The organism is Streptomyces sp. NPDC059499, from assembly GCF_042749285.1.
Classification (GTDB): domain Bacteria; phylum Actinomycetota; class Actinomycetes; order Streptomycetales; family Streptomycetaceae; genus Streptomyces.
The window spans coordinates 86075-112556 of the sequence record NZ_JBHYTT010000005.1 but is presented as its reverse complement, the minus strand read 5'-3'; the positions used below and the strand labels follow the sequence as shown (position 1 = coordinate 112556).

Genomic DNA, 26482 nt, shown 5'->3' with positions numbered 1-26482 from the left:
GTGTCTAGCGTGGCCGGATGGACCTGATGATCACCACCCTCGCCGCACGGCCCGAACTGGCCCGGGCGATGGACGAGATGCCGGACACCTGGCCCGAGTTCGTACTCGAGGACCTCGTCGGCTGGGCGAATTTCCCGCGGATCGCCGTGGAGTTCCCCGAGTACGTGCTCGTCGCCACCGACCCGCACGGTGCCGTCGTCGCGCGGGGGTACAGCGTGCCGTTCGCCCTGGAGGCGCCGGGGAGGGGCCGGCTGCCCGTGAACGGGTGGGACCAGGTGCTGCTGTGGGCGCTCTCCGACCTGCGGCACGGGCGCACCCCCGACACGGTGAGCGCGATCGAGATCACGGTCGCCGAGGGCCACCTCGGGCGGGGCATCTCCGGCCGGATGGTGGCCGAGATGCGGGAGAACGCCGGACGGCTGGGCTTCGGGGAGCTTGTGGCCCCGGTACGGCCGAGCGCGAAGCACACCGATCCCTCGGCGCCGATGGAGGAGTACGCCAGGCGGACCAGGGGCGAGGACGGGCTGCCCTGCGACCCGTGGCTGCGGGTCCATGTGCGGGCGGGCGGGGTGATCGAGGCGGTGGCGCCCACGTCCATGACCGTCAGCGGTTCCCTCGCGCAGTGGCGGGCCTGGACCGGGCTGCCCTTCGACGCCGAGGGGCCGGTGGTGGTGCCGGGAGCACTGGTGCCGGTGCACTGTTCGACCGAGCACGGGTACGCGGTGTACGTCGAGCCGAACGTGTGGGTGCGGCACCGGGTGTGACGGTGCGGCCGGCCCCCGGTCGTGGACGGGGCCGGCCGCACGGCGGGCGGTCAGTCGGTCGTCGGTCTCTTCACGGTGAGCGGGGCGCCGAACTCCGAGAACTCCACGGTGAGCGGCTTCTCGGCGCCGTCGGTGAGGCGCATCTTCAGGAGGTGGGGCGTTCCCTCCGTGGCAACGCTCGCCGTCCACTTCTCCCGGTCCGTTCCGCCGGTCAGGGTCAGCCCGGGTGTGCCGGAGATCGTTGTCCGCCCGCCCTTGCGGGTGGTCGCACTCGTCGCGGCGAGCCGGTCGAGGAGATCCTTCGGATCGCAGAAGCGCAGGCTCTGGGCCGTGCGGCTGTCGTCCGCGCGGGCCTTCACCCAGCGCCCGGCGAGCCGGTCGACGTCGGCTTCCCGGACCGTGGCGTCCGCGGCGCGGAGCATCGCCTTGTCGGACTTCGTGTAGACGGCGCCGTCCGCCCGGATCAGTTCCAGGGTTCCGGCCGATCCCAGCGAGAACGTTCCCGTGCACGCGCCCCTGGCACCCGACGCGACGAAGGCCTGGACCGGGCCGTCCGCCGTCTCCGTGGTCACGGTCAGACGTACGGTCGCGGCTGCCCTGGTGGCCGCGACCGCCTTGTTGGTGACTTCAGGGCCGGTGAGACCGGAGAAGGGGGCCTGCGCCCCGGGGTCGCCGGTGAACGCGTCGCACGCGGTGAGGCCGAGTGCGGCCGCGGCGCAGAGAGCGGCTGCGGAGATACGGGCTGAGAGGCAGCGCACGGGACGAGGCTCCGGGGTGTCAGGGGTGGGTACGGGAGTGGCCGGACCGGGAGTTGCTGTACCGGGGCGTCCGGGGCGTCCTTTGGCCGGGCGGGGTGGGTCAGAGCTTCAGTTCCCACTGGCTGGCGTCCCAGTCGAAGCCGGGGCTGACCTCGACGCTCAGGTTCTTGGCGTCCGCGGGGGCGTCGAAGGCGAACTGCACGGTGATCTTCTTGCCCGGCAGGACCGTGCCGCTGAAGCCCTCCCCGACCTTCCCGTCGAAGATCTGCTCGGCGTCGACGCCGTCGTCACCGGCGCGGGCGTCGACGCTCACGAGTGCGGAGTCGAACTTCTCCTTCGTCTTGTTCTCGATGACGACGGAGACCTTGTAGGCCCGATTGCCCTTGGTGTGCCCCGCGGCGTACGCGTCGGGTGTGTACGCGGCGGCAGCGCTGACCGTGACCTCGAGACCGTCGTCGTAGACGGCGGTGTCACGCCCGGCGAGGGTCTCGCCGGCGGCGGGCTCGTCATCGGTCTTCGGGGCGTCGGCCGTGTCGCCCTTCGTGCCGTCCCCGGCGTCGCCCTTCGCGTCGTCCGCCCCGCCCGGCTTCGCCGAGGCCGAACTGTCCGCGACGGACTTGTTGATGTCGTTCACGACGTCGTCCACGGCCTTGAAGGTGAGCACCGCGCCCACCACCGACAGGATCAGCGCGATCAGGCCGAGCACGGCACCGAACGTGGTCACTCCCTTGTTGTTCGCCTCGCCGCGCTTGGCGCGGCCCCGCCCCGCGAGGCCCAGGATCAGGGCGATGACGCCGAGGATGCCCGCCAGCCAGAACATGAAGGGGATCAGGCCGGAGACGGCACCGATGATGCCGAGGACGAGGGCGGCGGTGCCGAGGCCGTTCCGCGCGGGACGCAGGCCGGGTTCCTGGGCGGGGCTGTACGGCTGCTGGGGCTGCGGCGGCTGCGTGAACTGGGACATGGCTGTGCCCTCCGGCGACGTGCGGGGATGTGTGAGCGGTTCTGTGCGCCACATCGAGCGGCGACAGGTCAATAAGACCAGAGCTTGTGAACCGAGTCAACAGCAATCCATGCGGGACGGATTAGTCCACAGTGTGAACCGGTGGGTCGGCAACAAGTCGGTATGCTCGCCCGCAGGACGGATCTAGCGGGGAGACAGCCAGTGCCGGAGAGCTCGACTGAGGTGACCGCGGCCGGGATCGCACGGCTCGCGGGGGTGGGGCGTGCGGCCGTGAGTAACTGGCGCCGCCGCCACGCGGACTTCCCCAAGCCGGTCGGCGGCACCGAGACCAGCCCGTCCTTTGCCCTGCCCGAGGTCGAACAGTGGCTGCGCGAGCAGGGAAAACTCGCCGAAGTCCCGCTCCGCGAGCGGGTCTGGCAGCAGCTGTCCGGCCATCCGGCAGGCGCCGTCACCGCCCTGATCCACGCGGGCTGCGCCCTGTTGCTCGTCCGGGACAGGCCCACCGCATGGCTGGAGATCACCGCCGTCTCGGACGCCCGGATGGCCCGTGTCCTGCCAGGCGCTCTGGACGACGTACTGACGGTGCACTTCGGATCCGAACGTGCCGTTCACACCCCTGACGCCACCGACCTGGCGCCCTCGGTCCCGCTTCTGCGCGCCGCCGCCGAGCTGGCGGCCGGGACGGGCGTCCGGAAGGCTTTCGAGTTCCTCTTCGGCAGGCAGCTCGACGCCAACCCGCGCCAGTACACCCTCACACCGCCCGATCTGGCCGAGCTGATGGCCGAGCTGGCCGAGCAGGACCGACCCGCCGGCCGGCGGAGCGGAGCGCGGCCCGCCCGCGCCGTTCTGGACCCCGCCGCGGGAACAGGAGCCCTCCTGCGCGCGGTCAGCGGCCCCACGGCCCTGTACGCGCAGGAGGCGGACCCCGAGCTCGCGGCGCTCACCGCGCTCCGGCTCGCGCTGCACTCCGAAGGCCCCGCGGGGACGGACGGGGGAGCGCTCACGGTCCGTACCGGCGACACCCTGCGCGCCGATGCCTTCCCCCGGCTGACCGTGGACACCGTGCTCTGCCACCCGCCGTTCAACGAGCGCAACTGGGGTCATGACGAGCTGGCCTACGATCCCCGCTGGGAGTACGGCTTCCCCGCCCGCACCGAATCCGAACTCGCCTGGGTCCAGCACGCCTTGGCCCGACTCCGCGACGGCGGGACCGCCGTACTGCTCATGCCCCCGGCCGCCGCCTCCCGCCGTTCGGGCCGCCGGATCCGTGCCGACCTGCTGCGCCGGGGCGCCCTGCGTGCCGTCATCGCACTCCCGGCCGGCGCCGCACCCCCGTACGGGATCCCCCTCCACCTGTGGGTCCTGCGCAAGCCGGGCACAGGGCACCGCCCCGTGCCCGAACTCCTGCTCGTCGACACCGCCGAGAGCGCCGAACCGGCCACGGCCGCGGGATCACCGGCAGCCGGTGGCCGCGACCGGATCGACTGGCCGGCCGTCCGGAGCGCGGCCCTCGGGGCGTGGAACGCGTTCACCGAGGACCGCGGGACCGAGGGGAGCGACGGCACGGACGGGAAGGGCCGGGCGGACCGCGTCGACCGCCCCGGTGTCAGCCGCGCCGTCCCCGTGATCGAGCTCCTCGACGACGACGTCGACCTGGCCCCCGCCCGCCACCTGCCGCCCCCGGCCTCCGGCGGCGGCGCGGCCGAGCTGATCCGCGTACGGGAACGGCTGGACGACACCCTGAAGCTGACCGCCCGCCTCACCCCGCCGCCCGCGGCCCCTTCCGACCTGGTCCGGCGGCCCCTCACCACGGTCGGTGAACTGGCCCGCGCCGGAGCCCTGCAGCTGCGTACCGGCGGTTCAGGCAGTGGTACCGCACCCGTCCTCACCGAGCACGACGTGCTGGCCGGCACGGCCCCCAGCGGCTCCCCCACCACCCCGGCAGCGCCCTCGGAGGACGAGGCACTCCTTCTCGAACCGGGTGATGTCGTCGTGCCCGTACTGGGCGGCGGCTCGGTCACCCGGGTCATCGACGACGCCACCGCGGGCGCCGCGCTCGGCCGCAACCTCCAGCTGCTGCGCCCCGATCCGGCCGCGCTCGACCCCTGGTTCCTTGCCGGGTTCCTGCGCGGCACCGCCAACAACCGGCAGGCCAGCAGCTACGCGTCCACCGCCACGCGCCTCGACGCCCGTCGTCTCCAGCTGCCGCGGCTGCCGCTGGCCGAACAGCAGCGGTACGGCGAGCAGTTCCGCGCCCTGGCCGCCTTCGAGGACGCGCTGCGCACGGCCGGGCGGCTCGGCGGACGGCTGGTCCAAGGCATGTACGACGGGCTCACGGACGGCACGGTCGCGCCGAAGTGATGTGAAGCACAACGGTTGTGCACAACCCGGGACCCGTTGTCCGTGTCGGTGTATACGCTCACACCACCCGTCCGACACACGCCCTTCCAGGAGCAGCACATGCATGGCTACGGCTATCCGCCGGAGCAGCAACCGAGGCGCCGCCCGTCCCCGGCGACGCTTGTCACGCTGCGCGTGCTCTTCGTGGCCCTCACCATGTTGAGCTGTGGCTTCCTCGCCTGGGCAGCCATGCTGAGGCTGGCGATCGTCACCCGCAGGAAACTCGACTGGTATCTGCTCGCCCTCGTGTTCGCGCTGAACGTCGGACTCATCGTGTTCTTCGGGACGTTGCCCGAAGACGCCGAAGAGATGACGGACGCGGAGGCGTTCATCGGCATCGGCTGGCTGTTCGTCGTCGTCGCGGGCACGGTCACCTACTACCTGTACGCCGAAATACGCCACTTCGGACCGTACGGCGGTTCGGGCCCGGGGCCGACCCCGCTCCCGTACGGCGGTTACGTGCCGACGCAGACCGTGCCGTCCGCACCCGCGGCGCCCAGGCCCACCTACGGCTACCCGCCCGTCCCGACGCCTCCGACGCCCCCGGCGCAGCCGCCTGCCACGACGCCTCCGCCCGCCCCCGCGACACCGCCCGCCGGGCCCTCGCCCGCCTCGCCGCAGCGCCTGGACCAGGTGCGCGCCGAGCTCGACGAGCTGAGCGACTACCTCCGCAAGGAGGGCGGCAGCCGGTGAACGGGCGCGTCATCGCAGGGCGGTACGAGCTGGCGACCATCCTCGGCCAGGGCGGCATGGGCCAGGTCTGGACGGCGTACGACAAGCGCCTGGACCGCCGGGTCGCGGTCAAGCTCCTGCGCCCCGACCGGGTGGCGGGCCCCTCCGGAAGCGACGCGGCCGACGAACTGCGCCGCCGGTTCGTCCGGGAGTGCCGGGTCACCGCCCAGGTCGATCACCCCGGTCTGGTCACGGTCCACGACGCGGGCAGCGACGACGACGACCTCTACCTCGTCATGCAGTACGTCGAGGGCGCCGACCTCGCCGACCACCTGGCCGAACACGCCCCGTACCCGTGGCCCTGGGCCGTCGCGATCGCGGCCCAGCTCTGCGCCGTGCTCTCCGCGGTGCACGCGGTGCCGATCGTCCACCGCGACCTGAAGCCCCGCAACGCGATGGTCAGGCCCGACGGCACCGTCATCGTGCTCGACCTCGGTGTCGCCTCGGTCCTGGACACCGACACCACCCGCCTGACGCACACGGGCTCACCGATCGGCTCCCCGGCCTACATGGCACCCGAGCAGGCGATGGGCGGCGCGGTCGGCCCGTACACCGATCTGTACGCACTCGGGGTGCTCCTCCACGAACTGCTCAGCGGCGATGTGCCGTTCGCGGGCTCCACCGCCCTCGGTGTGCTGCACCGCCATCTCTACGAGCCGCCCCTCCCGGTCCGCCATCTCAGGCCCGAGGTTCCCGAGGCGCTGGAGGCGCTCGTCCTGCGGCTCCTCTCCAAGGACCCGCAGCACCGGCCTGCCTCCGCCCAGGAGGTGTACGAGTCGCTGCGCCCGCTGCTGCCCGTCGGAGGCGCACCGGCGGGCCCGCTCGACCCGACCCGTCCCTTCCTCCGGCCGCACGCACCCTGGCCGGACCGGGCGGCCACCCCGGCGTCCGCGCCCGTGCCGGCACCGGTGCCCCTGCCCGCGCAGCAGACGGCGACGACCCACGCGCCGCCCGCCCGCCGGGATGTCGCGCAGGCGGTCGACGAGGTGAAACAGCTCATCGGTGAGGGCCGGATCACCCAGGCCGTGGACATCCTGGGCGGCATCCTCCCGGCGGCCGCGGCCGAGCACGGGGAGCACTCCCCGGTCGTCCGGATCCTGCGCAAGCAGTACGCGGCCACGCTCATGGACGACGGTCAGTACCGCCGCGCGCTGCCCGAGCTGCGCCGTCTCGCCGACGACCGCGCCGCCGAGGCGGGCCCGGCCGACGCCCAGACCCTGCAGTTCCGCTACGACGCGGCGCAGTGCCTGGAGCAGCTGGGCGAAGCGGCCGCGGCGCTCACCGAGTACCGCGCGGTCCTCCCGTACTACGAGAACGCCTACGGGGCGCCGCCCCCGGACCGTTCGCGGGCCTTCGACATCCGGCACCGCATCGGGCACCTGCTGCTCGCGGTCGGCGACCACGCGGCGGGGCGCCGGCAGCTGCAGGGGCTGCTCTACGACGCGGAGCGCACGTACGGCCCGCACCATCCGCTCCCCGTCGAGCTGCGTAGACAGCTCACCCATCAGCAGGACGTGCGCGGCGGCTGAGATCCGGCCCCGGCGGCGCCCCGAGAGGCCCGCCGCCGCACCGCATCCCCAACTCCTCCCGAATCGTTGGTCGAATCAGTGGCCCGAACCCCTTCCACTGCCTAACATCGATCACCGCAAGGCCTTGTGCACTGATGCACAAACTCTCCCCGGGAGGCTCCTTTGCACCGCCGACGTCGCACCGCGCTCGCCGTATCCGTCGCCACGCTCGTCGCGGCGCCCCTCCTGACCGCCTGTGGCAGCGAGGCGCACCCAGGCGCCGCAGCCGTGGTCGGCGGGGACCGGGTCGACATGTCCACGGTCCAGGCGCAGGCGTCGGAGGTACGCACGGCGCAGGAGCGTTCGCCGCAGGCCGCGCAGCTGGTGAAGAAGTCCGGGCAGCTCACCCGGGCCAAGCTGCACGGCATCGTGTTCGGGATGGTCCTGGACCGGGCCGCGAAGGACGCGGGGGTGACCGTCAGCCGCAAGGAGATCCAGCAGATCCGCCGGCAGGCCGCCGCGCAGTACGGCGGTGACAAGGGCCTGCAGAGCGTGATGCTGGAGCAGCGCTGGGTCGCCCCGGACCAGATCGAGGGCGATCTGCGCAAGGAGGTCCAGCTGCCGAAGCTGGCCCAGGCGCTCGGCGCCGACCTGCAGACCCCCGCCGGACAGCAGGTCGTCGGCGAGGCGCTCACCAAGGCGTCGAAGGCCCTGCACGTCGACGTCAACCCGCGCTTCGGTTCCTGGGACGACAAGCAGGTCCAGCTGAGCACCTACAAGGCTCCGTGGATCAACCAGGTCACCAAGTTCCAGGAGCAGGAACCCCAGTCGGGCGCCTGACCCGGGGCCGGAGCCGGGTCAGGACCGGGGGCCAGGACCGGGAGGCTCCCGGCCGGGGTAGGTTCCAAGGGTGAACGCTGAAGCCCCCGGCCGTATCGTCCTGCTCACCGCCAGCCACCGGGTCGCGCCCGGCCTGCTGTCCTGGCCCGCCTGGCAGACGCTGCAGGCCGCCGACGCGGTGCTCTGCGCCGAGCGGGACCATCCGCAACTGCCGTACCTGCGCGAGGCCGGGGTCATGGTCGAGCACGTCGCACCGTCCGCCGAGGAGCTCGTCGACGCCTGCGCGGGCGGACGGACCGTGGTAGTCCTCGTGGGCGGCGAGGGCAATCAGCCGCTCACCGACGGCCTGGCCCGGCTCGGCGGTTCGGGCCGGGTGCAGATGCCGGACCTGGAACTGCTGCCCGGCTCCTACGACCTGCCGGGCGCCCGGCTCCTCGATCTGGTCCAGGTCATGGACCGGATCCGGCGGGAATGCCCGTGGACCTCGCAGAAGACGCACAAGGGTCTCGCGAAGTACGCCATCGAGGAGGCGTACGAACTGGTCGAGGCCATCGAGGACGGTGATCGCGAGGAACTGCGCGAGGAGCTCGGGGACGTTCTGCTCCAGGTCGTCTTCCACGCCCGGATCGCGCAGGAGGACCCGGACGAGCCCTTCGCCGTCGACGATGTCGCGGCCACGATCGTGGACAAGCTGATCCACCGTCATCCGCATGTCTTCGGCGACGAGACCGCGGAGACCCCGGAGGACGTCCACGCGCACTGGCTGCGGACCAAGGCGATCGAGAAGCAGCGGGAGTCGGTCACCGAAGGGGTGCCGCTCGGCCAGCCCGCTCTCGCCCTGGCCGCCAAGCTCGGCAGCCGGGCCCGTACCGCAGGGCTCGACGTCGCGCTCCCGGAGGACGACTCGGTCGGCTACCGGCTCCTCGCCCTCGCCGTACGCGCGGAACAGGACGGCACGGACCCGGAGGCGGCCCTCAGGGCCGCTGCCCGTACCTACCGGGACGCGATCCGGGCGGTGGAGGGGCACGGGGGCGCTCCGGATAACGTCGAGGAGTGAACGACAGCCCCGCCGACACCCCCGCGCCCGGCACAGCACCGGACGCAGCGCCCGAACTCTTCACGTGGGAGTTCGCCACCGACCCGTACCCCGCCTACGCCTGGCTCCGCGAGCACAGCCCCGTGCACCGCACCGCGCTGCCCAGCGGTGTCGAGGCCTGGCTGGTGACCCGGTACGCGGATGCGAAGCAGGCCCTCGCCGACACCCGGCTCTCCAAGAACCCGGCACACCACGCCGGGTCGGCGAACGCGAAGGGGAAGACGGGCATCCCGGGGGAGCGCAAGGCGGACCTGATGACGCACCTCCTGAACATCGACCCGCCGGACCACACCCGGCTGCGCCGGCTCGTCTCCAAGGCGTTCACCCCGCGCAGGGTCGCCGAGTTCGCGCCGCGCGTGCAGGAGCTGACGGACCGCCTCATCGACACGTTCATCGAGGAGGGGAAGGCGGACCTCATCCACGACTTCGCCTTCCCCCTCCCCATCTACGCGATCTGCGACCTGCTGGGGGTGCCCCCGGAGGACCAGGACGACTTCCGGGACTGGGCGGGCATGATGATCAGGCACGGCGGCGGTCCGCGCGGCGGGGTGGCCAGGTCGGTCAAGAAGATGCGCGGCTACCTCGCCGAACTCATCCACCGCAAACGGGAGAACCCCGGCGACGACCTGATCTCGGGACTCATCCGGGCAAGTGACCACGGCGAGCACCTCACCGAGAACGAAGCCGCGGCGATGGCCTTCATCCTGCTGTTCGCCGGTTTCGAGACCACGGTCAACCTCATCGGCAACGGCACCTACGCCCTGCTGCGCAACCCGGAACAACGCGAGCTGCTCCAGCGCTCGATCGAGGCCGGGGAGACGGAGCTGCTGGCCACGGGGATCGAGGAGTTGCTGCGGTACGACGGGCCGGTGGAGCTCGCCACCTGGCGGTACGCCACCGAACCCGTGACGCTGGGCGGGCAGCGCATCGAGGCCGGGGACCCCGTTCTCGTGGTGCTGGCCGCCGCCGACCGGGACCCGGAGCGATTCCGCGATGCGGACACGCTGGATCTCGCACGGAGTGACAATCAGCACCTCGGGTACGGGCACGGCATCCACTACTGCCTGGGTGCTCCGCTGGCCCGGCTGGAGGGTCAGGCGGCGTTGGCGACGCTGCTGCGACGCCTTCCTGACCTGCGACTCGCTGCGGAACCTACCGATTTGCGATGGCGGGGCGGTCTCATCATGCGTGGACTGCGCACTCTTCCTGTGGAGTTCGATCCCGGACACCGCTCCGAAAAAAGTGACACTCTGTCAACTCTGTGACTTTCACGTGATCTCCGCTGCATCGACTTGTGACACACGTTCGAGTACGGCTAGGTTCACCGTTCGACTCACCAGTCACACGTCAGTCACACGGAAGGCAATCCCATGGGCTCCGCGAACGGCAGACACCGTCGCCCTCGGCAGGCACCCGCCATCGTCGTCGCCGCAGGCGTCACAGGGTCGGCCATCGCCATCCCGCTGCTCGGCGCGACCGGCGCGCACGCAGCCGACGCCTCGACCTGGGACCGGGTCGCCGAGTGCGAGAGCGGTGGCATGTGGAGCGCCGACCTCGGCAACGGCTACTACGGCGGCCTGCAGCTCTCGCAGGACACCTGGTCGGCCTACGGCGGCACGGCGTTCGCGCCCCGCGCCGACCTGGCCAGCCGCTCGCAGCAGATATCCGTGGCGGAGAAGGTGCTCGACGACCAGGGGGTGACGGCGTGGGCCAGCTGCGCGGTGATCTCCGGGCTCGCGCTCGACAACACGCTCCCCGGTGTCGACCCGGGCAGTGAGCCGACCACCGAGCCGTCGGACACCGCGACCCCGTCCGGCGACACGTCGGCCACCCCCTCGTCCGATGCGTCGGACAACGGGAACAGGAACACGGACAACCGAGGCGGCGAAACCGGCAAGGCCGACAAGTCGAACGGATCCGACAAGTCCGACTCCTCTCCCTCGCCCGAGGCGTCCAAGACCTCTGACGGCTCGACGGAAGCGCCGGGCGGCAAGCACCGCGGCACTCCGGCCCCGGAGGCGAGCGCCGGTACGGGCTCGACGGACGGGCGCGAGTCCGGCCGGCACGCGTCGCGCGGTGACGCCGACGCGCGCGACGGCGGCGACGGAACCTACACCGTTCGCACGGGCGACAACCTCTGGGCGATCGCGGACGCGCAGGAACTGCCCGGCGGCTGGACGGCGCTCTACGAGGCCAACAAGGACGAGCTGGGTTCCGACCCGGACCTGATCCTTCCCGGACAGAACCTCGACCTGGGTCTCGACCTGGGCGCCAAGGCGGACGAGAAGACCGCCGGGGCCGGTGCGGAAGCCGCTGTCGGCAACTGATCCAATTCGGGAAAACACCCCAAATTCGGGGGCAGTTCAGAGGCCTATGTCCACTTATGTCTAAGTGAGACATGGGTCTCTTTGCGTCAACTCACGCTTCTCGCCCGCCTGATTCGCCGACGATGCCTCCGACCTGCGAAAACGAGCCTTCGGCTGATGCGGGTAAGGGCTGATTGTCCGTGATGTCCATCTTTGAATGTGGGGGTTGCCTATGTTTACGGTCGGAACCGCTCGCACCGCGGGCACCTTCGACCGTCACGCCGAATCCTGCCGTCGGCCGAAGGGATTCGACGCGTAAAGCGCCGTAGGCAGGAGCGGGGGACCCAGGTAAGTGCCGGACCCGGCCGTCGGAAGACGGGCGAGGGCCGGCTAGGGGTGAAGTCGCTTGCCAGTGCGAGCGACCGGGCAACTCACAGGCCCGAACCCGACAGCTCACCTCGTAGGCGTCGGTGAGGAGAACCATGCTGCTTTCGAGCAAGGGCAAGCACCGTCGCCCGTCCAAGGCCGTCCGTATCGCCACCCTGGCCGGCGTCGCCGGTGCCGCGGTCGCCGTCCCGCTGATGGGTGCGACCGGCGCCTCCGCCGCCTCCGTCGCCACGTGGGACGCCGTCGCGCAGTGCGAGTCCGGTGGCAACTGGTCCATCAACACGGGCAACGGCTACTACGGCGGTCTGCAGTTCTCGCAGTCCAGCTGGGCAGCCGCCGGCGGTACGCAGTTCGCCGCCCGCGCCGACCTGGCCACCAAGGCACAGCAGATCACCGCAGCCGAGAAGCTCCTCGACCTCCAGGGCCCGGGCGCCTGGGCCTGCGCCGGTGCCGGCGGCCTGACCAACGACGGCGTGGACCCGGGTGTCGACGCCTCCGCGACGGGCGCCGAGAAGGCCGCCAAGCCGGAGCGCAAGGCCGAGCAGCCCACCACGCGCAGCGAGAAGCGCACCGCCCCCGAGGCGTCGAAGACCGTCACGACCCCGACCGGCGACAAGGTCAAGAAGGGTGACGGCGAGTACAAGGTGAAGGCCGGCGACACCCTGAGCACGATCGCCGACGCGAAGAAGGTCAAGGGCGGCTGGGAGAAGCTGTTCAAGCTCAACGACGACATCGTCGAGGACGCCGACCTGATCTTCCCGGGTCAGCAGCTCCACCTGAAGTAGTCCCGGGTCTCTCCTCCCCGAAGGCTTCAGGACCGCGGAAGGGTGTCCGGCGGCACCCGACGCGTTCTCTCCCGGCCCGGCGCACTCACCCCCGTGTGCGCCGGGCCGGGGTCGTTTCCGCGGTGTGCCGCAGGGGCGCACCGGGTGCGAGATCGTTCAACTATTGTGGTTACTGGCCAGTAGATTTCTGGACCTTTGCCCGGAATGCAGGCCCTTGGGTCCTTTTTCGTCCCAGGGGACGGGCGGTCGGCCGACGCAGGGGGCCGAGCCGGTTAGGCTCGGGGCGCAAGGCCACAGTGACCCTGCACAACCAGCGTCATATCCCAGAAGGAGATGCCTCGTGCCGTCCATCGACGTCGTCGTAGCCAGGGAAATCCTCGACTCCCGGGGAAACCCCACGGTCGAGGTCGAGGTTGGCCTCGACGACGGCAGCACGGGACGTGCTGCCGTTCCGTCCGGCGCCTCCACCGGCGCGTTCGAGGCCATCGAGCTTCGCGACGGTGACCCCAACCGCTACCACGGCAAGGGTGTCGAGAAGGCCGTCCTCGCCGTCATCGAGCAGATCGGCCCGGAGCTCGTCGGTTACGACGCCACCGAGCAGCGCCTCATCGACCAGGCGATGTTCGACCTCGACGCCACCGAGAACAAGGGCTCCCTCGGCGCCAACGCCATCCTCGGCGTCTCGCTGGCCGTGGCCCACGCCGCGTCCGAGGCGTCCGACCTGCCGCTGTTCCGCTACCTCGGCGGCCCGAACGCGCACCTGCTGCCCGTTCCGATGATGAACATCCTGAACGGCGGCTCGCACGCCGACTCCAACGTGGACATCCAGGAGTTCATGATCGCGCCGATCGGCGCGGAGTCCTTCTCCGAGGCCCTTCGCTGGGGCGCGGAGATCTACCACACGCTGAAGAAGGTCCTGAAGACCAAGGGCCTGTCCACCGGTCTCGGTGACGAGGGCGGCTTCGCCCCGAACCTCGAGTCCAACCGTGCCGCCCTGGACCTGATCCTCGAAGCCGTCAAGGAAGCCGGCTACGTTCCGGGCCGCGACATCGCGCTCGCTCTGGACGTCGCCGCGTCCGAGTTCTACAAGGACGGCGCGTACGAGTTCGAGGGCAAGTCCCGCTCGGCCGCCGAGATGACCGAGTACTACGAGGAGCTCGTCTCCGCGTACCCGCTGGTCTCCATCGAGGACCCGCTGTACGAGGACGACTGGGCCGGCTGGAAGGTCATCACCGACAAGCTCGGCGGCAAGGTGCAGATCGTCGGTGACGACCTGTTCGTCACCAACCCCGAGCGCCTGGCCCGTGGCATCGAGGAGGGCTCGGCCAACGCCCTGCTCGTCAAGGTCAACCAGATCGGTTCGCTGACCGAGACCCTGGACGCCGTGGAGCTGGCCCAGCGCAACGGCTTCAAGTGCATGATGTCCCACCGCTCCGGTGAGACCGAGGACGTCACGATCGCCGACCTCGCCGTCGCCGTGAACTGCGGCCAGATCAAGACCGGCGCCCCGGCCCGCTCGGACCGTGTCGCCAAGTACAACCAGCTGCTGCGCATCGAGGAGATCCTCGACGACGCCGCGGTGTACGCGGGCCGTTCCGCGTTCCCGCGGTTCCGCTTCGAGGGCTGAGAGCCCGGCAGCAGGAGCTGAGCCTCCCTTCGGTGCACCAGCCTCCGTCCGTCCCCGCACTCGGTCCCGTACCGTGTGCGGGGACGGACGTGCGTAATGGGGAGGCGAGATGGCCGGGAAGGACCGCGACCGGTTCTCCACCGCGACCAGGCTGCGGCTGCTCGGGGAGCAGACCGCGGCCCGCGTGTACCGCTCCCAGAACCGCCGCCAGGCCCGCCGCTCCCGGCTCACCGGCAGGGCCGCGTTCCTGGCCCTGATCGTCTGCTCCCTGGTCGTCGCCCTCGCCTACCCGATGAGGCAGTACATCTCCCAGCGCGACGAGATCGCCGATCAGGAGAGGCTCACGCAGGAGGCGCACCGGCGGACCGAGGAGCTGCGCGACGAGAAGGCGCGGCTCAAGGACGACGCGTACATCCGGCGACTTGCGCGCCAGCACCTCCACTACGTCATGCCCGGGGAGACCGGTTATACGGTGATCGACCCGGACGCGGCCGAGGTGCGCCGCGGCGAACCGGGTGCGACGGGCCGGCCCTGGCACACGAACCTCTGGGACGGCGTCGACAGTGCCGACCGCGGCTGACCCCGTTCCCGTACACACAGACCGATCGATGACATTCAAGGCAGGCATGGACACGCCCCCTCCGCAGACCGAATCCACCGCGCCCACCGAGGCGGACATCGCCGCGTTCGAGCAGCAGCTCGGCCGGCCGCCGCGCGGGCTGCGCGCCATTGCGCACCGCTGCCCGTGCGGCAACCCGGACGTGGTGGAGACGCAGCCCCGTCTGGAGGACGGCACGCCGTTCCCGACGACGTTCTACCTGACCTGTCCGCGTGCCGCGTCCGCGATCGGCACGCTGGAGGCCAACGGGGTCATGAAGGAGATGACCGAGCGCCTCACGACGGACCCGGAGCTGGCCGCCGCGTACCGGGCCGCGCACGAGGACTACATCGCGCGCCGTGATGCCATCGAGGTCCTGGAGGGCTTCCCGAGCGCCGGCGGCATGCCGGACCGGGTGAAGTGCCTGCACGTGCTGGTCGGTCACTCGCTGGCGGCGGGGCCGGGCGTCAACCCGCTGGGCGACGAGGCCATCGCGATGCTGCCGCAGTGGTGGGCGAAGGGTCCGTGCGTGTCGCCGTGCGGCTCCGAAGAGGCCTGACCTCCCGCACCCCGGGGCCCGGCCCCGCACCCCGGTCCTCGACAGGCAGGAGGGGCTCGGTCGTACGGGCCGGGCCCTCCTGCGACGGAGGAGCGGGTCGGGGGCGGAGCCCCCGTAACCACGACCACAGGAGCTCCCATGACCCGTGTTGCCGCCATCGACTGCGGTACCAACTCCATCCGCCTGCTCGTCGCCGACGCGGACCCCGTGTCCGGCAGCTTCACCGAACTCGACCGCCGGATGCGGATCGTGCGGCTCGGTCAGGGCGTCGACCGCACCGGGCGGCTGGCTCCGGAAGCCCTGGAGCGCACCTTCGCCGCCTGCCGCGAGTACGCCGCGGCGATCAAGGAGCTCGGCGCCGAGAGGATCCGTTTCGTCGCCACCTCCGCCTCCCGCGACGCCGAGAACAGTGCCGTGTTCGTCCAGGGTGTCCTGGACATCCTCGGTGTCGAGCCCGAGGTCATCAGCGGTGACCAGGAGGCGCAGCTCTCCTTCGACGGCGCCACCAAGGAGCTGACGGGCAGCGACCATCTGGAGAAGCCCTATCTCGTCGTGGACATCGGCGGAGGCTCCACCGAGTTCGTCGTCGGCGACGACTCCGTCCGCGCGGCCCGCTCCGTGGACATCGGCTGCGTACGGATGACCGAGCGCCACCTCGTCGAGGACGGCTCGGTCGTCGACCCGCCCACGCCCGGCAGGATCGCCGCGATCCGCGCGGACATCGACGCGGCCCTCGACCTGGCCGAGGAGGCCGTGCCGCTCGCCGAGGCGGCCACACTCGTCGGCCTGGCCGGCACCGTCACCACCGTCGCCGCGATCGCGCTCGGTCTGCAGGAGTACGACTCCGAGGCGATCCACCACTCCAGGGTCTCCTTCGACCAGGTCCGGGACATCACCGGGCGGCTGCTCTCCTCGACGCACGAGGAGCGCGCGGCGATCCCCGCGATGCACCCGGGACGGGTCGATGTGATCACCGCGGGGGCGCTTGTCCTGCTCGCCGTGATGGAACGGACCGGAGCCCGGGAGGTCGTCGTCAGCGAGCACGACATTCTCGACGGAATCGCCTGGTCGGCTGCGTGATCACAGCGCCGTGGGCCGATCGGTGAGATCACGCTCATGCGCACTCCGGCCTGCACCTTTGAGCCTTCCGGGGGCTCATGGGGCCGGTCGGCGGAGGCCTTCCGCGGGGCGCCGCGACGAACTTCGTGAACTTCTTCACAAGGAATTCGGCTCCCCTGGGTGAAGTTGGGCCCCCGAGGGGCCGCGCGCGCGCCCCGCAGGGCCCCGGTGCGGGGCTGCGGGGAGGTTTCGGGGGTGTGGCGCGCATGTGAAGCGGGGCCGCGGTTCGGGCCGCCCGGTGGCACAAGAGCCAGCTCACAAGTGGTGAACAACGTTCGCCGGGGCCCCGTGGTTCCCCTCCGGAGCCATGACCTGGGTCACGTGGGCGGCGAAGTGTAGCAGAGGGTCGCGCATACCTTGTGAAGGGGCTCACGAGCGTGCCCCCCGAGGGGGGTGGATACTCGATGGCATGAGCACCACGGAGCGTCCCAGGATCCTCGTTGTAGGCGGTGGGTACGTAGGCCTGTACGCAGCTCGTCGCATTCTGAAGAAGATGCGATACGGAGAGGCGACCGTCACGGTCGTCGACCCGCGGTCGTACATGACGTACCAGCCCTTCCTCCCCGAAGCTGCTGCCGGCAGCATCTCGCCTCGGCATGTCGTCGTCCCGCTGCGACGCGTGCTGCCCAAGGCAGAGGTTCTCACCGGCCGTGTCACGACCATCGACCAGGACCGCAAGGTCGCCACGATCGCGCCGCTCGTCGGCGAGGCCTATGAGCTGCCCTTCGACTACCTGGTCATCGCGATGGGCGCGGTCTCCCGCACCTTCCCGATCCCCGGCCTCGCCGAGCAGGGCATCGGCATGAAGGGCATCGAGGAGTCCATCGGTCTGCGCAACCACGTCCTCGAGCAGCTGGACAAGGCCGACTCGACGACCGATGAGGACGTCCGCCGCAAGGCGCTGACGTTCGTCTTCGTGGGCGGCGGCTTCGCCGGTGCGGAGACCATCGGCGAGGTCGAGGACATGGCGCGCGACGCGGCGAAGTACTACACGAGCGTGAAGCGCGAGGACATGCGCTTCATCCTCGTCGACGCCGCCGACAAGATCCTTCCCGAGGTCGGCCCGAAGCTGGGCGCGTACGGCAAGGAGCACCTCGAGAGCCGCGGCGTGGAGATCTACCTCTCCACCTCCATGGACTCGTGCGTCGACGGTCACGTCGTGCTGAAGAACGGCCTCGAGGTCGACTCCAGCACGATCGTGTGGACGGCCGGCGTGAAGCCGAACCCGGCGCTGGCCCGCTTCGGTCTGCCGCTCGGTCCGCGTGGTCACGTCGACACCTCCGAGAAGCTCCAGGTGCAGGGCACCGACTACATCTGGGCCGCGGGCGACAACGCCCAGGTTCCGGACCTGGTCGGCCGCAAGGCCGGCAACCCGAACGCCTGGTGCCCGCCGAACGCCCAGCACGCGCTGCGCCAGTCCAAGGTCCTCGGCGACAACGTCATCTCCGGCATGCGGGGCTTCCCGCAGAAGGAGTACAGCCACGCCAACAAGGGTGCGGTCGCCGGTCTGGGCCTGCACAAGGGCGTCGCGATGATCGTCGTCGGCAAGGTGAAGATCAAGCTCAAGGGCCGTCTCGCCTGGTACATGCACCGTGGCTACCACGGCATGGCGATGCCGACCTGGAACCGCAAGATCCGGATCTTCGCCGACTGGACGCTCGCGATGTTCCTCAAGCGCGAGGTCGTCTCGCTCGGCGCCATGGAGACGCCGCGCGAGGAGTTCTACGAGGCGGCCAAGCCGCATCCCGCCCCGGTCGCAGCCAAGGCCGAGGGCGAGAAGGCCAAGGCCTCCTAGTACCTGTACGTCACCGAAGGGGTCGTCCGCCATCCGTGGTGCGGACGGCCCCTTCGGCATGTCTCCGCGCGTCAAGTAGATGGGATCTGCAGGTATTTTGCCGTTCCGTTGCCGTGGAGCGGGATGGCATGCCGGGCCGACTGCGTTGACGCAGGTGTACCCGGCGGTGACTCCGAGGTGTCGCCGCCCGGTTCAGGCACGTGTATATGCGAATTTAGGCACGTCGGAAACACCACCACGGAGGTGTGCGCCATGCCAGACGCCGCATCGCGGCTGACCGCTCTCGCCGAAGAGTTGCTGGGAGAACCCCTGCCCGTACGGATCCGGGCCTGGGACGGCAGTGAATCCGGGCCGCCGGGCGCGCCCGTCATCGTCCTGCGCCACCGCCGTGCCGTGCGCCGGCTGCTCTGGAAGCCGGGCGAACTGGGCCTGGCCCGCGCCTGGGTGGCCGGTGAGATCGACATCGAGGGCGACCTCTACGCGGCACTCAACCACCTGGCAGGACTGCTCTGGGAGCGGGGCGCCGAAGCGAAGGACTCCGTCCATCCGGTCCGTGACCCGAAAGTCCGTGCGTTCGCCCGCGGCCTCGTCCAGCTCGCCGGGCCCTGGCCTCCGCCGCCTCCGCCCGTGGAGGAGATCCGCCGCCGTTCCGGAGCGCTGCACACCAGGCGCCGCGACAAGGAGGCCATCAGCCACCACTACGACGTCGGCAATGATTTCTACGAACTGGTCCTCGGCCCTTCCATGGTCTACTCCTGCGCCTACTGGCAGGAGGGCGGGACGCTCGAGGACGCCCAGCGCGACAAGCTCGACCTCGTCTGCCGCAAGCTCGCGCTGAAGGAGGGCGACCGCCTGCTCGACGTCGGCTGCGGATGGGGCTCCATGGCCATCCACGCGGCCCGTGAGTACGGCGCGAGGGTCACCGGGATCACCCTCTCCACCGAACAGGCCGCCTTCGCCCGCAAGCGCATCGCCGAGGAGGGCCTCACCGACCGGATCGAGATCCGGGTCCAGGACTACCGGGACGTCAGGGACGGCCCGTACGACGCCATCTCGTCGATCGGCATGGCCGAGCACGTCGGCTCGGTCCGCTACCGCGAGTACGCCGAAGCCCTCTACGCACTCCTCAGGCCCGGCGGCCGGCTGCTCAACCACCAGATCGCCCGTCGCCCCGAGAAGGACGAGTCCGCGTACCACGTGGACGAGTTCATCGACGCGTACGTCTTCCCCGACGGGGAGCTCGCCCCGGTGGGCCGCACCGTCGCCACCCTGGAGGAAGCCGGCTTCGAGGCCCGTGACGTCGAAGCGATCCGCGAGCACTACGCGCTGACCCTGCGTCAGTGGGTCGCCAATCTGGAGAAGCACTGGAAGCAGGCGGTACGGGTCACCTCGCCCGGACGCGCCAGGGTCTGGCGGCTCTACATGGCTGCTTCCGCGCTGTCCTTCGAGCACAACAGGATAGGCGTCAACCAGATCCTCGCGGTACGCCCGCGGGAGGGCGGTCCGGCGGGTATGCCGCTGCGCGCCCGCGAGTGGACGGCATCGGGCTGAGGGCCCGCGGGGAAAGACGAAAGGGGCCGGTATCCGAGTCGTGGATACCGGCCCCTCCGCATGATGCGGCTACTCCGTCTTGATGGCCGTCAGCATGTTCAGCTTCGCGGCGCTGCGGGCCGGCCAGAGCGAGGCCAGGACGCCTACCAGTGCCGCGAGCACCAGGAAGATCCCGATGCGGTCCCAGGGCAGGACCAGCGCGTAGCCCGGGATGCTGCTCCGGATGGACTCGCCGATGGCCCAGCCGAGGAACGAGCCGAGGCCGATGCCGACCAGCGCGCCGAAGACGGAGATGACCACGGCCTCCAGCCGTACCATCCGCTTCACCCGGCGCCGGTCGAGACCGATCGCGCGCAACATGCCGATCTCGTGCTGCCGTTCGAAGACGGACATCGCGAGGGTGTTGACGACGCCGAGGACGGCGATGATGAGCGCCATCGCGAGCAGGCCGTACAGGATGTTCAGCATCAGGTTGATCGTGCCGCCGAACTCGTCGCGGATGTCCTGCTGGTCCATCACCCTGATGGCGGGGTTCTCACCGAGGGCGCCGAGCACCGCCTTCTCGTTGGCCTCGGTCGGCCCGCCGTCCATCTTCACGAAGATCTGCGGGATGTACGGCTTCACCTCGTGCGGGTTCACGACCGACGTGGAGACGAGGACGGGGGAGAGGAACTCGCTGTCCTTGAAGACCGCTCCGACCGTCAGGGTGCCCTTGCTCTTGTCGTCGAAGGTGACGGGCAGGCTGTCGCCGACCTTCCAGCCCTTGTTCCTGCTCGTCTTCTCGGCGACGGCGATCTGTCCCTTGCCGAGCGAGCCGATGTCGCCGCTGACGACCTGGACGTTCAGGACCTTCTCGATGGCGCCGGGAGTCACCGCGGACGCCGACGCGAACTTGCCGTCGATGTCGAGGTAGGAGGACTGCTGCGGCGAGACCGCGACGGCACCCGGGGTCTTCTCCAGGGCGGTCAGCGCGGACTGGTCCAGGTCGCCGCCGCTCGCCATCGAGACCATGTAGTCGGCCTTGATGTTGTCCGTGGTCATCTTGTCGAGGGCCGCGCCGACCGTGACACCGAGCACCGAGAGGCCGGTGACGAGGGTGAGGCCGATGGCCAGCGCCGAGGCGGTGGCGCCGGTGCGGCGCGGGTTGCGGACCGCGTTCTGTCCCGCCAGCTTGCCGGCGACCCCGAAGGGGCCGACGAGCAGCGGGCGGATGAGCGCGATGACGGGCCGGGACAGCAGCGGGATCAGGACGATGATGCCGATCAGCGCGAAGAACGCGCCCGCTGCGATGAGGACCCTGCCCGCGTCGCCGCCGCGGTCGGCGCCCGCCACGATGCCCACGGCGCCGATCGCGGTGATGACCGCGCCGATGGAGTTCCGTACCACCAGCGACTTGGTGGTGGCCACCGCGTGGACGCTGCTCATCGCCGCCACGGGCGGGATCTTCGCGGCCCTGCGGCCGGGCAGCCAGGCGGCGAACATCGTGATCAGCACGCCGACGGAGAGCGCGGCGAGCACCGGTGTCGCCGACAGCACGAGCGGTCCCCCGGGCACCTTCATGCCGAACGCGGCCATCCCCGAGCGCAGTCCGACCGCCAGACCGATACCGAGGGCGAAACCGATCGCCGAGGCGATCACGCCGACGATGGCGGCCTCCACGAGCACCGAGCGGGTGATCTGCCGGCGCGAGGCGCCGACGGCGCGCATCAGCGCGAGCTCCTTGGTGCGCTGGGCGACCAGCATCGAGAAGGTGTTGGAGATCAGGAAGACGCCGACGAAGAGCGCGATGCCGGCGAAGCCCAGCAGGACCTGCTTGAGGGCGCCGAGGCCCTGCTCGATGTCCTTCGCCTGCTTGTCGGCGAGCGCCTTGCCGGTCTTCGCCTCGGCGCCCTCCGGCAGCAGCGGCTCGACCGCGTCGAGGATCTTCGCGTCGTCGGCGCCCGGGGCGGCGGTGACGGTGAGCTCCTGGTAGAAGCCCCGCTTCAGGTACTGCTCCTGGGCCACGGCCGTCTCGAAGAGGACGAGGCTGCCGCCCGCGTTCACCTCGCCGTCCTCGGTGGTGAAGACGCCGCTGAGGGTGAACTCCTCGACCGGCCCGTTGGTCGCGACCCGGACCCGGTCGCCGACTGCGTACTTGCCCTTGGCGGCGGTGCCCTTGTCCAGCGCGATCTGACCGGCGCTCAGCGGGCCCGAGCCGTCGGTGAAGACGTAGGCGGCGTCCTTGCCGTCCTTGCCGGGGGCGAAGTTGGAGCCCTTGGGGCTGCCGAACGTGCCGCCGATGAGCTTGCCGTCGGGGTCGGCGACCCCGGCGAAGCCGTCGACACGGCCGTGCACGGCGGTGACGCCGTCCAGCCCTGCGATCTCGTCGAGGGTCTTCTGCGAGAGGCCGGGCTCCTTGTCGGCCGCGTTCGGGTCGCCGTACGAGGTGACGGCGACGGCGACGTCGTCGTAGCTCTTCGCGGACTGGCTGCGGAAGGCGTTGGAGAGGGTGTCGGCGAAGACCAGGGTGCCGGAGACGAAAGCGACGCCGAGCATGACGGCGAGCACGGTCATCAGCAGCCTGGCCTTGTGCGCGAGCACGTTGCGCAAGGCGGTACGGAGCATGGTGTTGTGTCCTGGGATGAGGTCGGGAGGAGGGGGACGGGCAGCCGGCTACCAGCGGGTCAGCTGGTGCGGCCCTTCGCGTCGAACGCCTTCATCCGGTCGAGGACCCCGTCCGCCGTGGGGTGCATCATCTGGTCGACGATCGCGCCGTCCGCGAGGAAGATCACGCGGTCCGCGTAGGAGGCGGCCACCGGGTCGTGGGTCACCATCACCACGGTCTGGCCGAGCTCGCGCACCGAGTTGCGCAGGAAGCCGAGCACCTCGGCGCCGGAGCGGGAGTCGAGGTTTCCGGTCGGCTCGTCACCGAAGATGATCGCCGGCTGCGAGGCCAGGGCGCGGGCCACCGCGACGCGCTGCTGCTGGCCCCCGGAGAGCTCGGTCGGCCGGTGCTTCAGCCGGTCGGAGAGGCCCACCATGTCGATGACCTTCTGCAGCCACGCGGCGTCCGGCTTCCGGCCGGCGATGTCCATCGGCAGGGTGATGTTCTCCAGTGCCGACAGCGTCGGCAGCAGGTTGAACGCCTGGAAGATGAAGCCGATCTTGTCCCGGCGCAGCTGCGTCAGCTGCTTGTCCTTCAGCGATCCGAGCTCGGTGTCGCCGATGCGCACGGATCCGCTGCTGAAACTGTCCAGACCGGCCACGCAGTGCATGAGCGTGGACTTGCCGGAGCCCGACGGGCCCATGATCGCGGTGAACTCGCCCTGCGGGAAGTCCACGGTCACCCGGTCGAGGGCGACCACCTGGGTCTCACCCTGGCCGTAGACCTTCGACAGCTCCGTGGCGCGGGCGGCGACCGCGGTGGTGCGGTGAACGGTGGTGGAGGTCACAGGGGTACTCCTGGTTCGGGGGACGATGCGGCGGGGTTCGCGGGACCCCTCCATCGTCGCCGCCGAATCGCGCCCGGACGTCAGCCCCCGTGCCGGTTCCCGGGGCCCTCTTGAGTCGCATCGGCGGGACCGCGGCGTACTCCTCGGGTATGACACCGACCCTGACGGCGTCCGTCCTCGGCGGGGCGGAGACCCGGCACGACGGGACGGTACGGGGCGGTACGGGGCGGTCGGTCAGCGGGGCGGCGCGGTCGATCCGCGGGGCACCAGCCTGGCCGCGGAATCCTCGAATCCGGGTGCCGATCCCTCCGCCACCATCGCCAGCAGGGTGCGCGCCGCATGGGTGCCGTACGCGGGGATGTCGCGGCTCAGCGCGGTCAGCGGCGGCCGGACGACCCGGGACAGCTGGGAGTCGTCCCAGGCGACGAGCGAGAGGTCGGCGGGCACGTCGAGTCCCATCTCCTGGGCGACGGAGAGTCCGGCGACGGCCATGATGTCGTTGTCGTAGATGACGGCGGTCGGTCTCCCGGGCGAGCTGATCAGCCGCCGCGTCGCGTGCGCGCCCTCCTCGCCGGAGTAGTCGGTGTGCACCACCACCGGTTCGTCCAGGCCCAGCTCCGCGGAGATCTCGTGCTGGGCCCGGTCACGCATCCGGGTGTGGATCAGATCGGGCAGCCCGGCGACCCGGGCGATGCTGCGATGGCCGAGCGCGCTCAGATACGTGAGGGTGTCCCGCAGCGCCGCGGAGTCGTCCGACCACACGGGGGTGAGCCGGCCGGCCGCCGAGGGATGGCCGATCACCACGGCCGGCATGCCCAGTTCCGCGACGCCCTCGATGCGCGGGTCCGGTGAGCGCACGTCGGCGAGGAACACCCCGTCCACCCGGCCCTCGCCCCACCAGCGCCGGTACATCTCCAGTTCCTGCGCGGGGTCGGTGACGACCTGGAGGAGCAGGGCGCAGCCCCGGGTGGCCAGCTCGGTCTCGATGCCGCTGATCAGCTCCATGAAGAACGGCTCGACGCCGAGCATCCTGGCCGGCCGGGACAGGGCGAGGCCGACGGTGTCCGCCCGTGCGTGGGTCAGTGCGCGGGCCGCGCTGTTGGGCCGCCAGCCGATCTCCTGGGCGATGGCCTTGATGGAGGCACGGGTCGCGGGGGAGACGCCGGGACGGTCGTTGAGCGCGTACGACACCGCGACCTTGGAGACCCCGGCCCGGCGCGCGATGTCGGCGATCGTGGGGCGGTGCTTGGACATGCGACCTCGCTTAACCGGTTCGTGTTCGGTGGTCATCTTAGCTACGGCTCCCTGACCTGTGTCTTCCCCTTCCCGGTCTAGACCCCTTCCCGTACCCCGGAAAAACTGGGGAATGGGAGCGCTCCCGCACCCTTGACACGGCCCTGGGGCCCCCATACCTTCACGGCACTTACCCGGTTCAGTAACTCCGCTCGGCAGGGACGGCGGGGAAAAGGAGGGGCTATGGGTACGCGTACCCGGGTGCGGATCACCGTCGCACTCGCCGTGTTCGGACTCGCTGCGACCGCGTGCACGGGGGGCGGTTCGTCGTCGGGCGGCTCCACCGGGCCCACCGGCAAGGGCGGCGCACTGCCGCGCAACGAGACGCTGTACACGACCGGCACCCAGTGGGGGCCGCCGGCCAACTACAACCCGCTGCGCAACTGGGACCACGCGACCGGCACCAAGGGCCTGGTCTACGAGACGCTGTTCCACTTCGACCCCAACGAGGGCAAGCTGACGCCGTGGCTCGCGGAGTCGGGCAGCTGGACCGGTGACAAGACGTACGACCTGAAGCTGCGCCAGGGCATCACCTGGGCCGACGGCAAGCCGCTCACCGCCGAGGACGTGGCGTACTCCTACGGCCTCGGCAAGATCGAGGCCTCCTCCTTCCACTCGCTGTGGAGCTGGCTCTCCGACGCGAAGGCCGTGGACGCGACGACCGTCCGCTTCACCTTCAAGGAGGCCCGCTACCAGGAGTGGGACTTCACCCTCTACGGCCAGCCGATCGTCCCCGAGCACGTCTGGAGCTCGCGCACCGACGAGGACATCCTCAACGGCGTCAACGACAAACCGGTCGGCACGGGCGCGTACAAGCTCAAGAGCAAGTCCCAGGACCGGGTCGTGTGGGAGCGGCGCGAGGACTGGTGGGGCACCAAGGCGCTGAGCATGACGCCCGCGCCCCGCTACATCGTCGACGTCTCCAACCCGAGCAACGAAGTGGTCATCGGCCAGCTGGGCCAGGGCCAGCTGGACCTCAGCAACAACTTCCTGCCCGGAGCGTCCTCGCTGATCAAGAGCAAGAAGGTCGTGTCGTACTACGACAAGGCGCCGTACATGCTCTCGGCCAACACCGCGTGGCTGGTCCCCAACACCACCAAGAAGCCGATGGACGACGCCGCCTTCCGCAGGGCACTCGCCGCGTCCGTCGACACCGGGAAGATCGTCAAGGGGGTGTACGGAGACCTGGTCAAGCCCGCCAGCCCGACCGGTCTCCTGCCGCAGTGGGAGCAGTTCGAGGACAAGGCCCTCATCGCCGAGAAGGGTTTCTCGCACGACGTCGCCGCGGCGAAGAAGGAACTCGCCGACGCCGGCTACAAGGACAAGAACGGTGACGGCCTCGTCGAGAACAAGGACGGCTCCGCCCTCAGCCTGAAGCTGGCCGTGCCCTCCGGCTGGACCGACTGGATGGAGGCGGCCAAGGTCATCGCTGCCGGCGCCAAGGAGGCGGGCATCAAGGTCAGCACGGAGTTCCCCGACCAGAACGCGCTCAACGAGCAGCGCGGCAAGGGCGACTTCGACCTCGTCATCAACAACGAGCGTCAGCTGTCCAGCACCCCGTGGACGTACTACGACTACATCTTCCAGATGCCCATCCAGAAGCAGCAGAACACGGTGAACTTCGGGCGGTACGAGAACCCGGAGGCCTGGAAGCTGGTGCAGGAGCTGGGCGGGGTCAAGACCGATGACGTCGCGGGCATGAAGACCGCCATCTCCGGGATCCAGGACATCCAGCTCACCGAGATGCCCATCATCCCGCTCTGGTACAACGGCCTCTGGTCGCAGTCCACCAGCGGAACCTGGAAGAACTGGCCGTCGGACGCCGCCGGAGCCCCCAAGACCGCACCGGCCCTCTGGCGCAACTGGCTGGAGCTGGGCGGCTTCGAGACGCTCACCCAGCTGAAGCCCGCCAAGTGACACGGCAGTTCTGACTCGACGACCGCCCCGCCGTGCGCACGCCCACCTGACC

General features: G+C 70.5%; 21 protein-coding genes and 1 riboswitch. Of the genes, 16 read left to right on the top strand and 5 right to left on the bottom strand.

The genetic code is table 11. The features are described from left to right. Positions 1-17: 17 nt before the first annotated feature. Positions 18-764, top strand: a complete 747-nt coding sequence (locus tag ACFW9O_RS14625) for an N-acetyltransferase (RefSeq protein ID WP_384609110.1) — start codon at positions 18-20, stop codon at positions 762-764. Positions 765-814: 50 nt separating this feature from the next. Here ACFW9O_RS14625 and ACFW9O_RS14620 read toward each other — a convergent pair whose 3' ends face one another. Next, positions 815-1522, bottom strand: a complete 708-nt coding sequence (locus tag ACFW9O_RS14620; RefSeq protein ID WP_384609108.1) for a hypothetical protein — start codon at positions 1520-1522, stop codon at positions 815-817. A 100-nt stretch (positions 1523-1622) separates the two neighbouring features. Next, positions 1623-2486 carry a DUF4190 domain-containing protein gene (locus tag ACFW9O_RS14615; protein WP_384609105.1) on the bottom strand — a complete coding sequence of 288 codons (864 nt, stop codon included), beginning with the start codon at positions 2484-2486 and terminating at the stop codon, positions 1623-1625. Between the two features lie 201 nt (positions 2487-2687). On the opposite strand from ACFW9O_RS14615, the gene ACFW9O_RS14610 reads away from it, so the two are divergent. The 14 genes from ACFW9O_RS14610 (at position 2688) to ACFW9O_RS14545 (ending at position 19789) form a co-directional block, all read left to right on the top strand. Further along, positions 2688-4847, top strand: a complete 2160-nt coding sequence (locus ACFW9O_RS14610; RefSeq protein ID WP_384609103.1) for an N-6 DNA methylase — start codon at positions 2688-2690, stop codon at positions 4845-4847. Between the two features lie 99 nt (positions 4848-4946). Beyond that, positions 4947-5579: a hypothetical protein gene (locus tag ACFW9O_RS14605; protein ID WP_384609100.1), complete on the top strand. Its 633-nt coding sequence runs from the start codon at positions 4947-4949 to the stop codon at positions 5577-5579. Then, positions 5576-7147: a serine/threonine-protein kinase gene (locus ACFW9O_RS14600; RefSeq protein ID WP_351174368.1), complete on the top strand. Its 1572-nt coding sequence runs from the start codon at positions 5576-5578 to the stop codon at positions 7145-7147. Before ACFW9O_RS14605 ends, ACFW9O_RS14600 begins: the two co-directional genes overlap by 4 nt. A 162-nt stretch (positions 7148-7309) precedes the next feature. Then, positions 7310-7966 (top strand): SurA N-terminal domain-containing protein, encoded by a 657-nt coding sequence (locus ACFW9O_RS14595; protein WP_351174370.1) that lies wholly within the window; start codon positions 7310-7312, stop codon positions 7964-7966. 70 nt (positions 7967-8036) lie between these two features. Further along, the gene (locus ACFW9O_RS14590) at positions 8037-9023 is read left to right on the top strand and encodes a nucleoside triphosphate pyrophosphohydrolase (protein WP_384609097.1); all 987 of its coding nucleotides are present in this window, start codon (positions 8037-8039) and stop codon (positions 9021-9023) included. Next, positions 9020-10327 carry a cytochrome P450 gene (locus ACFW9O_RS14585; RefSeq protein WP_384609094.1) on the top strand — a complete coding sequence of 436 codons (1308 nt, stop codon included), beginning with the start codon at positions 9020-9022 and terminating at the stop codon, positions 10325-10327. The genes ACFW9O_RS14590 and ACFW9O_RS14585 overlap by 4 nt, the downstream gene beginning before the upstream one ends. A gap of 105 nt (positions 10328-10432) precedes the next feature. Then, positions 10433-11389, top strand: coding sequence for a transglycosylase family protein (locus ACFW9O_RS14580; protein ID WP_384609091.1), 957 nt, complete (start codon positions 10433-10435; stop codon positions 11387-11389). A 290-nt stretch (positions 11390-11679) separates the two neighbouring features. Next, positions 11680-11850, top strand: a riboswitch (cyclic di-AMP (ydaO/yuaA leader). Then, positions 11851-12540 carry a transglycosylase family protein gene (locus tag ACFW9O_RS14575; RefSeq protein WP_351174378.1) on the top strand — a complete coding sequence of 230 codons (690 nt, stop codon included), beginning with the start codon at positions 11851-11853 and terminating at the stop codon, positions 12538-12540. It begins immediately after the preceding riboswitch. Between the two features lie 340 nt (positions 12541-12880). Then, positions 12881-14167, top strand: a complete 1287-nt coding sequence (gene eno, locus ACFW9O_RS14570; RefSeq protein WP_384609088.1) for a phosphopyruvate hydratase — start codon at positions 12881-12883, stop codon at positions 14165-14167. Positions 14168-14276: 109 nt separating this feature from the next. Then, entirely contained in the window at positions 14277-14747 is a 471-nt protein-coding gene (locus ACFW9O_RS14565; protein WP_351177840.1) for a septum formation initiator family protein, read from the top strand. 46 nt (positions 14748-14793) lie between these two features. Next, the gene (locus ACFW9O_RS14560) at positions 14794-15324 is read left to right on the top strand and encodes a DUF501 domain-containing protein (protein WP_351177880.1); all 531 of its coding nucleotides are present in this window, start codon (positions 14794-14796) and stop codon (positions 15322-15324) included. 138 nt (positions 15325-15462) lie between these two features. Next, entirely contained in the window at positions 15463-16404 is a 942-nt protein-coding gene (locus ACFW9O_RS14555; protein WP_384609085.1) for an exopolyphosphatase, read from the top strand. Positions 16405-16852: 448 nt separating this feature from the next. Beyond that, a complete protein-coding gene (locus tag ACFW9O_RS14550) occupies positions 16853-18238 on the top strand; it encodes an NAD(P)/FAD-dependent oxidoreductase (protein WP_329210266.1) in 1386 nt (461 codons plus the stop codon). Between the two features lie 252 nt (positions 18239-18490). After that, positions 18491-19789 (top strand): class I SAM-dependent methyltransferase, encoded by a 1299-nt coding sequence (locus ACFW9O_RS14545; protein ID WP_384609082.1) that lies wholly within the window; start codon positions 18491-18493, stop codon positions 19787-19789. 69 nt (positions 19790-19858) lie between these two features. Here the strand turns inward: ACFW9O_RS14545 and ACFW9O_RS14540 are convergent, their stop codons facing one another. The 3 genes from ACFW9O_RS14540 to ACFW9O_RS14530 all read right to left on the bottom strand — a co-directional run bounded on the left by ACFW9O_RS14540 (position 19859) and on the right by ACFW9O_RS14530 (position 24474). Continuing rightward, positions 19859-22393, bottom strand: coding sequence for an ABC transporter permease (locus ACFW9O_RS14540; RefSeq protein ID WP_384609080.1), 2535 nt, complete (start codon positions 22391-22393; stop codon positions 19859-19861). A 59-nt stretch (positions 22394-22452) separates the two neighbouring features. Further along, positions 22453-23274, bottom strand: a complete 822-nt coding sequence (locus tag ACFW9O_RS14535; protein WP_384609077.1) for an ABC transporter ATP-binding protein — start codon at positions 23272-23274, stop codon at positions 22453-22455. A gap of 180 nt (positions 23275-23454) precedes the next feature. Further along, on the bottom strand, positions 23455-24474 hold the full coding sequence (locus tag ACFW9O_RS14530) for a LacI family DNA-binding transcriptional regulator (protein WP_351177856.1): 1020 nt from the start codon (positions 24472-24474) through the stop codon (positions 23455-23457). 222 nt (positions 24475-24696) lie between these two features. Between ACFW9O_RS14530 and ACFW9O_RS14525 the strand changes: the two genes are divergently transcribed. Continuing rightward, positions 24697-26430 (top strand): ABC transporter substrate-binding protein, encoded by a 1734-nt coding sequence (locus tag ACFW9O_RS14525; RefSeq protein ID WP_384609073.1) that lies wholly within the window; start codon positions 24697-24699, stop codon positions 26428-26430. Positions 26431-26482: the final 52 nt, after the last annotated feature.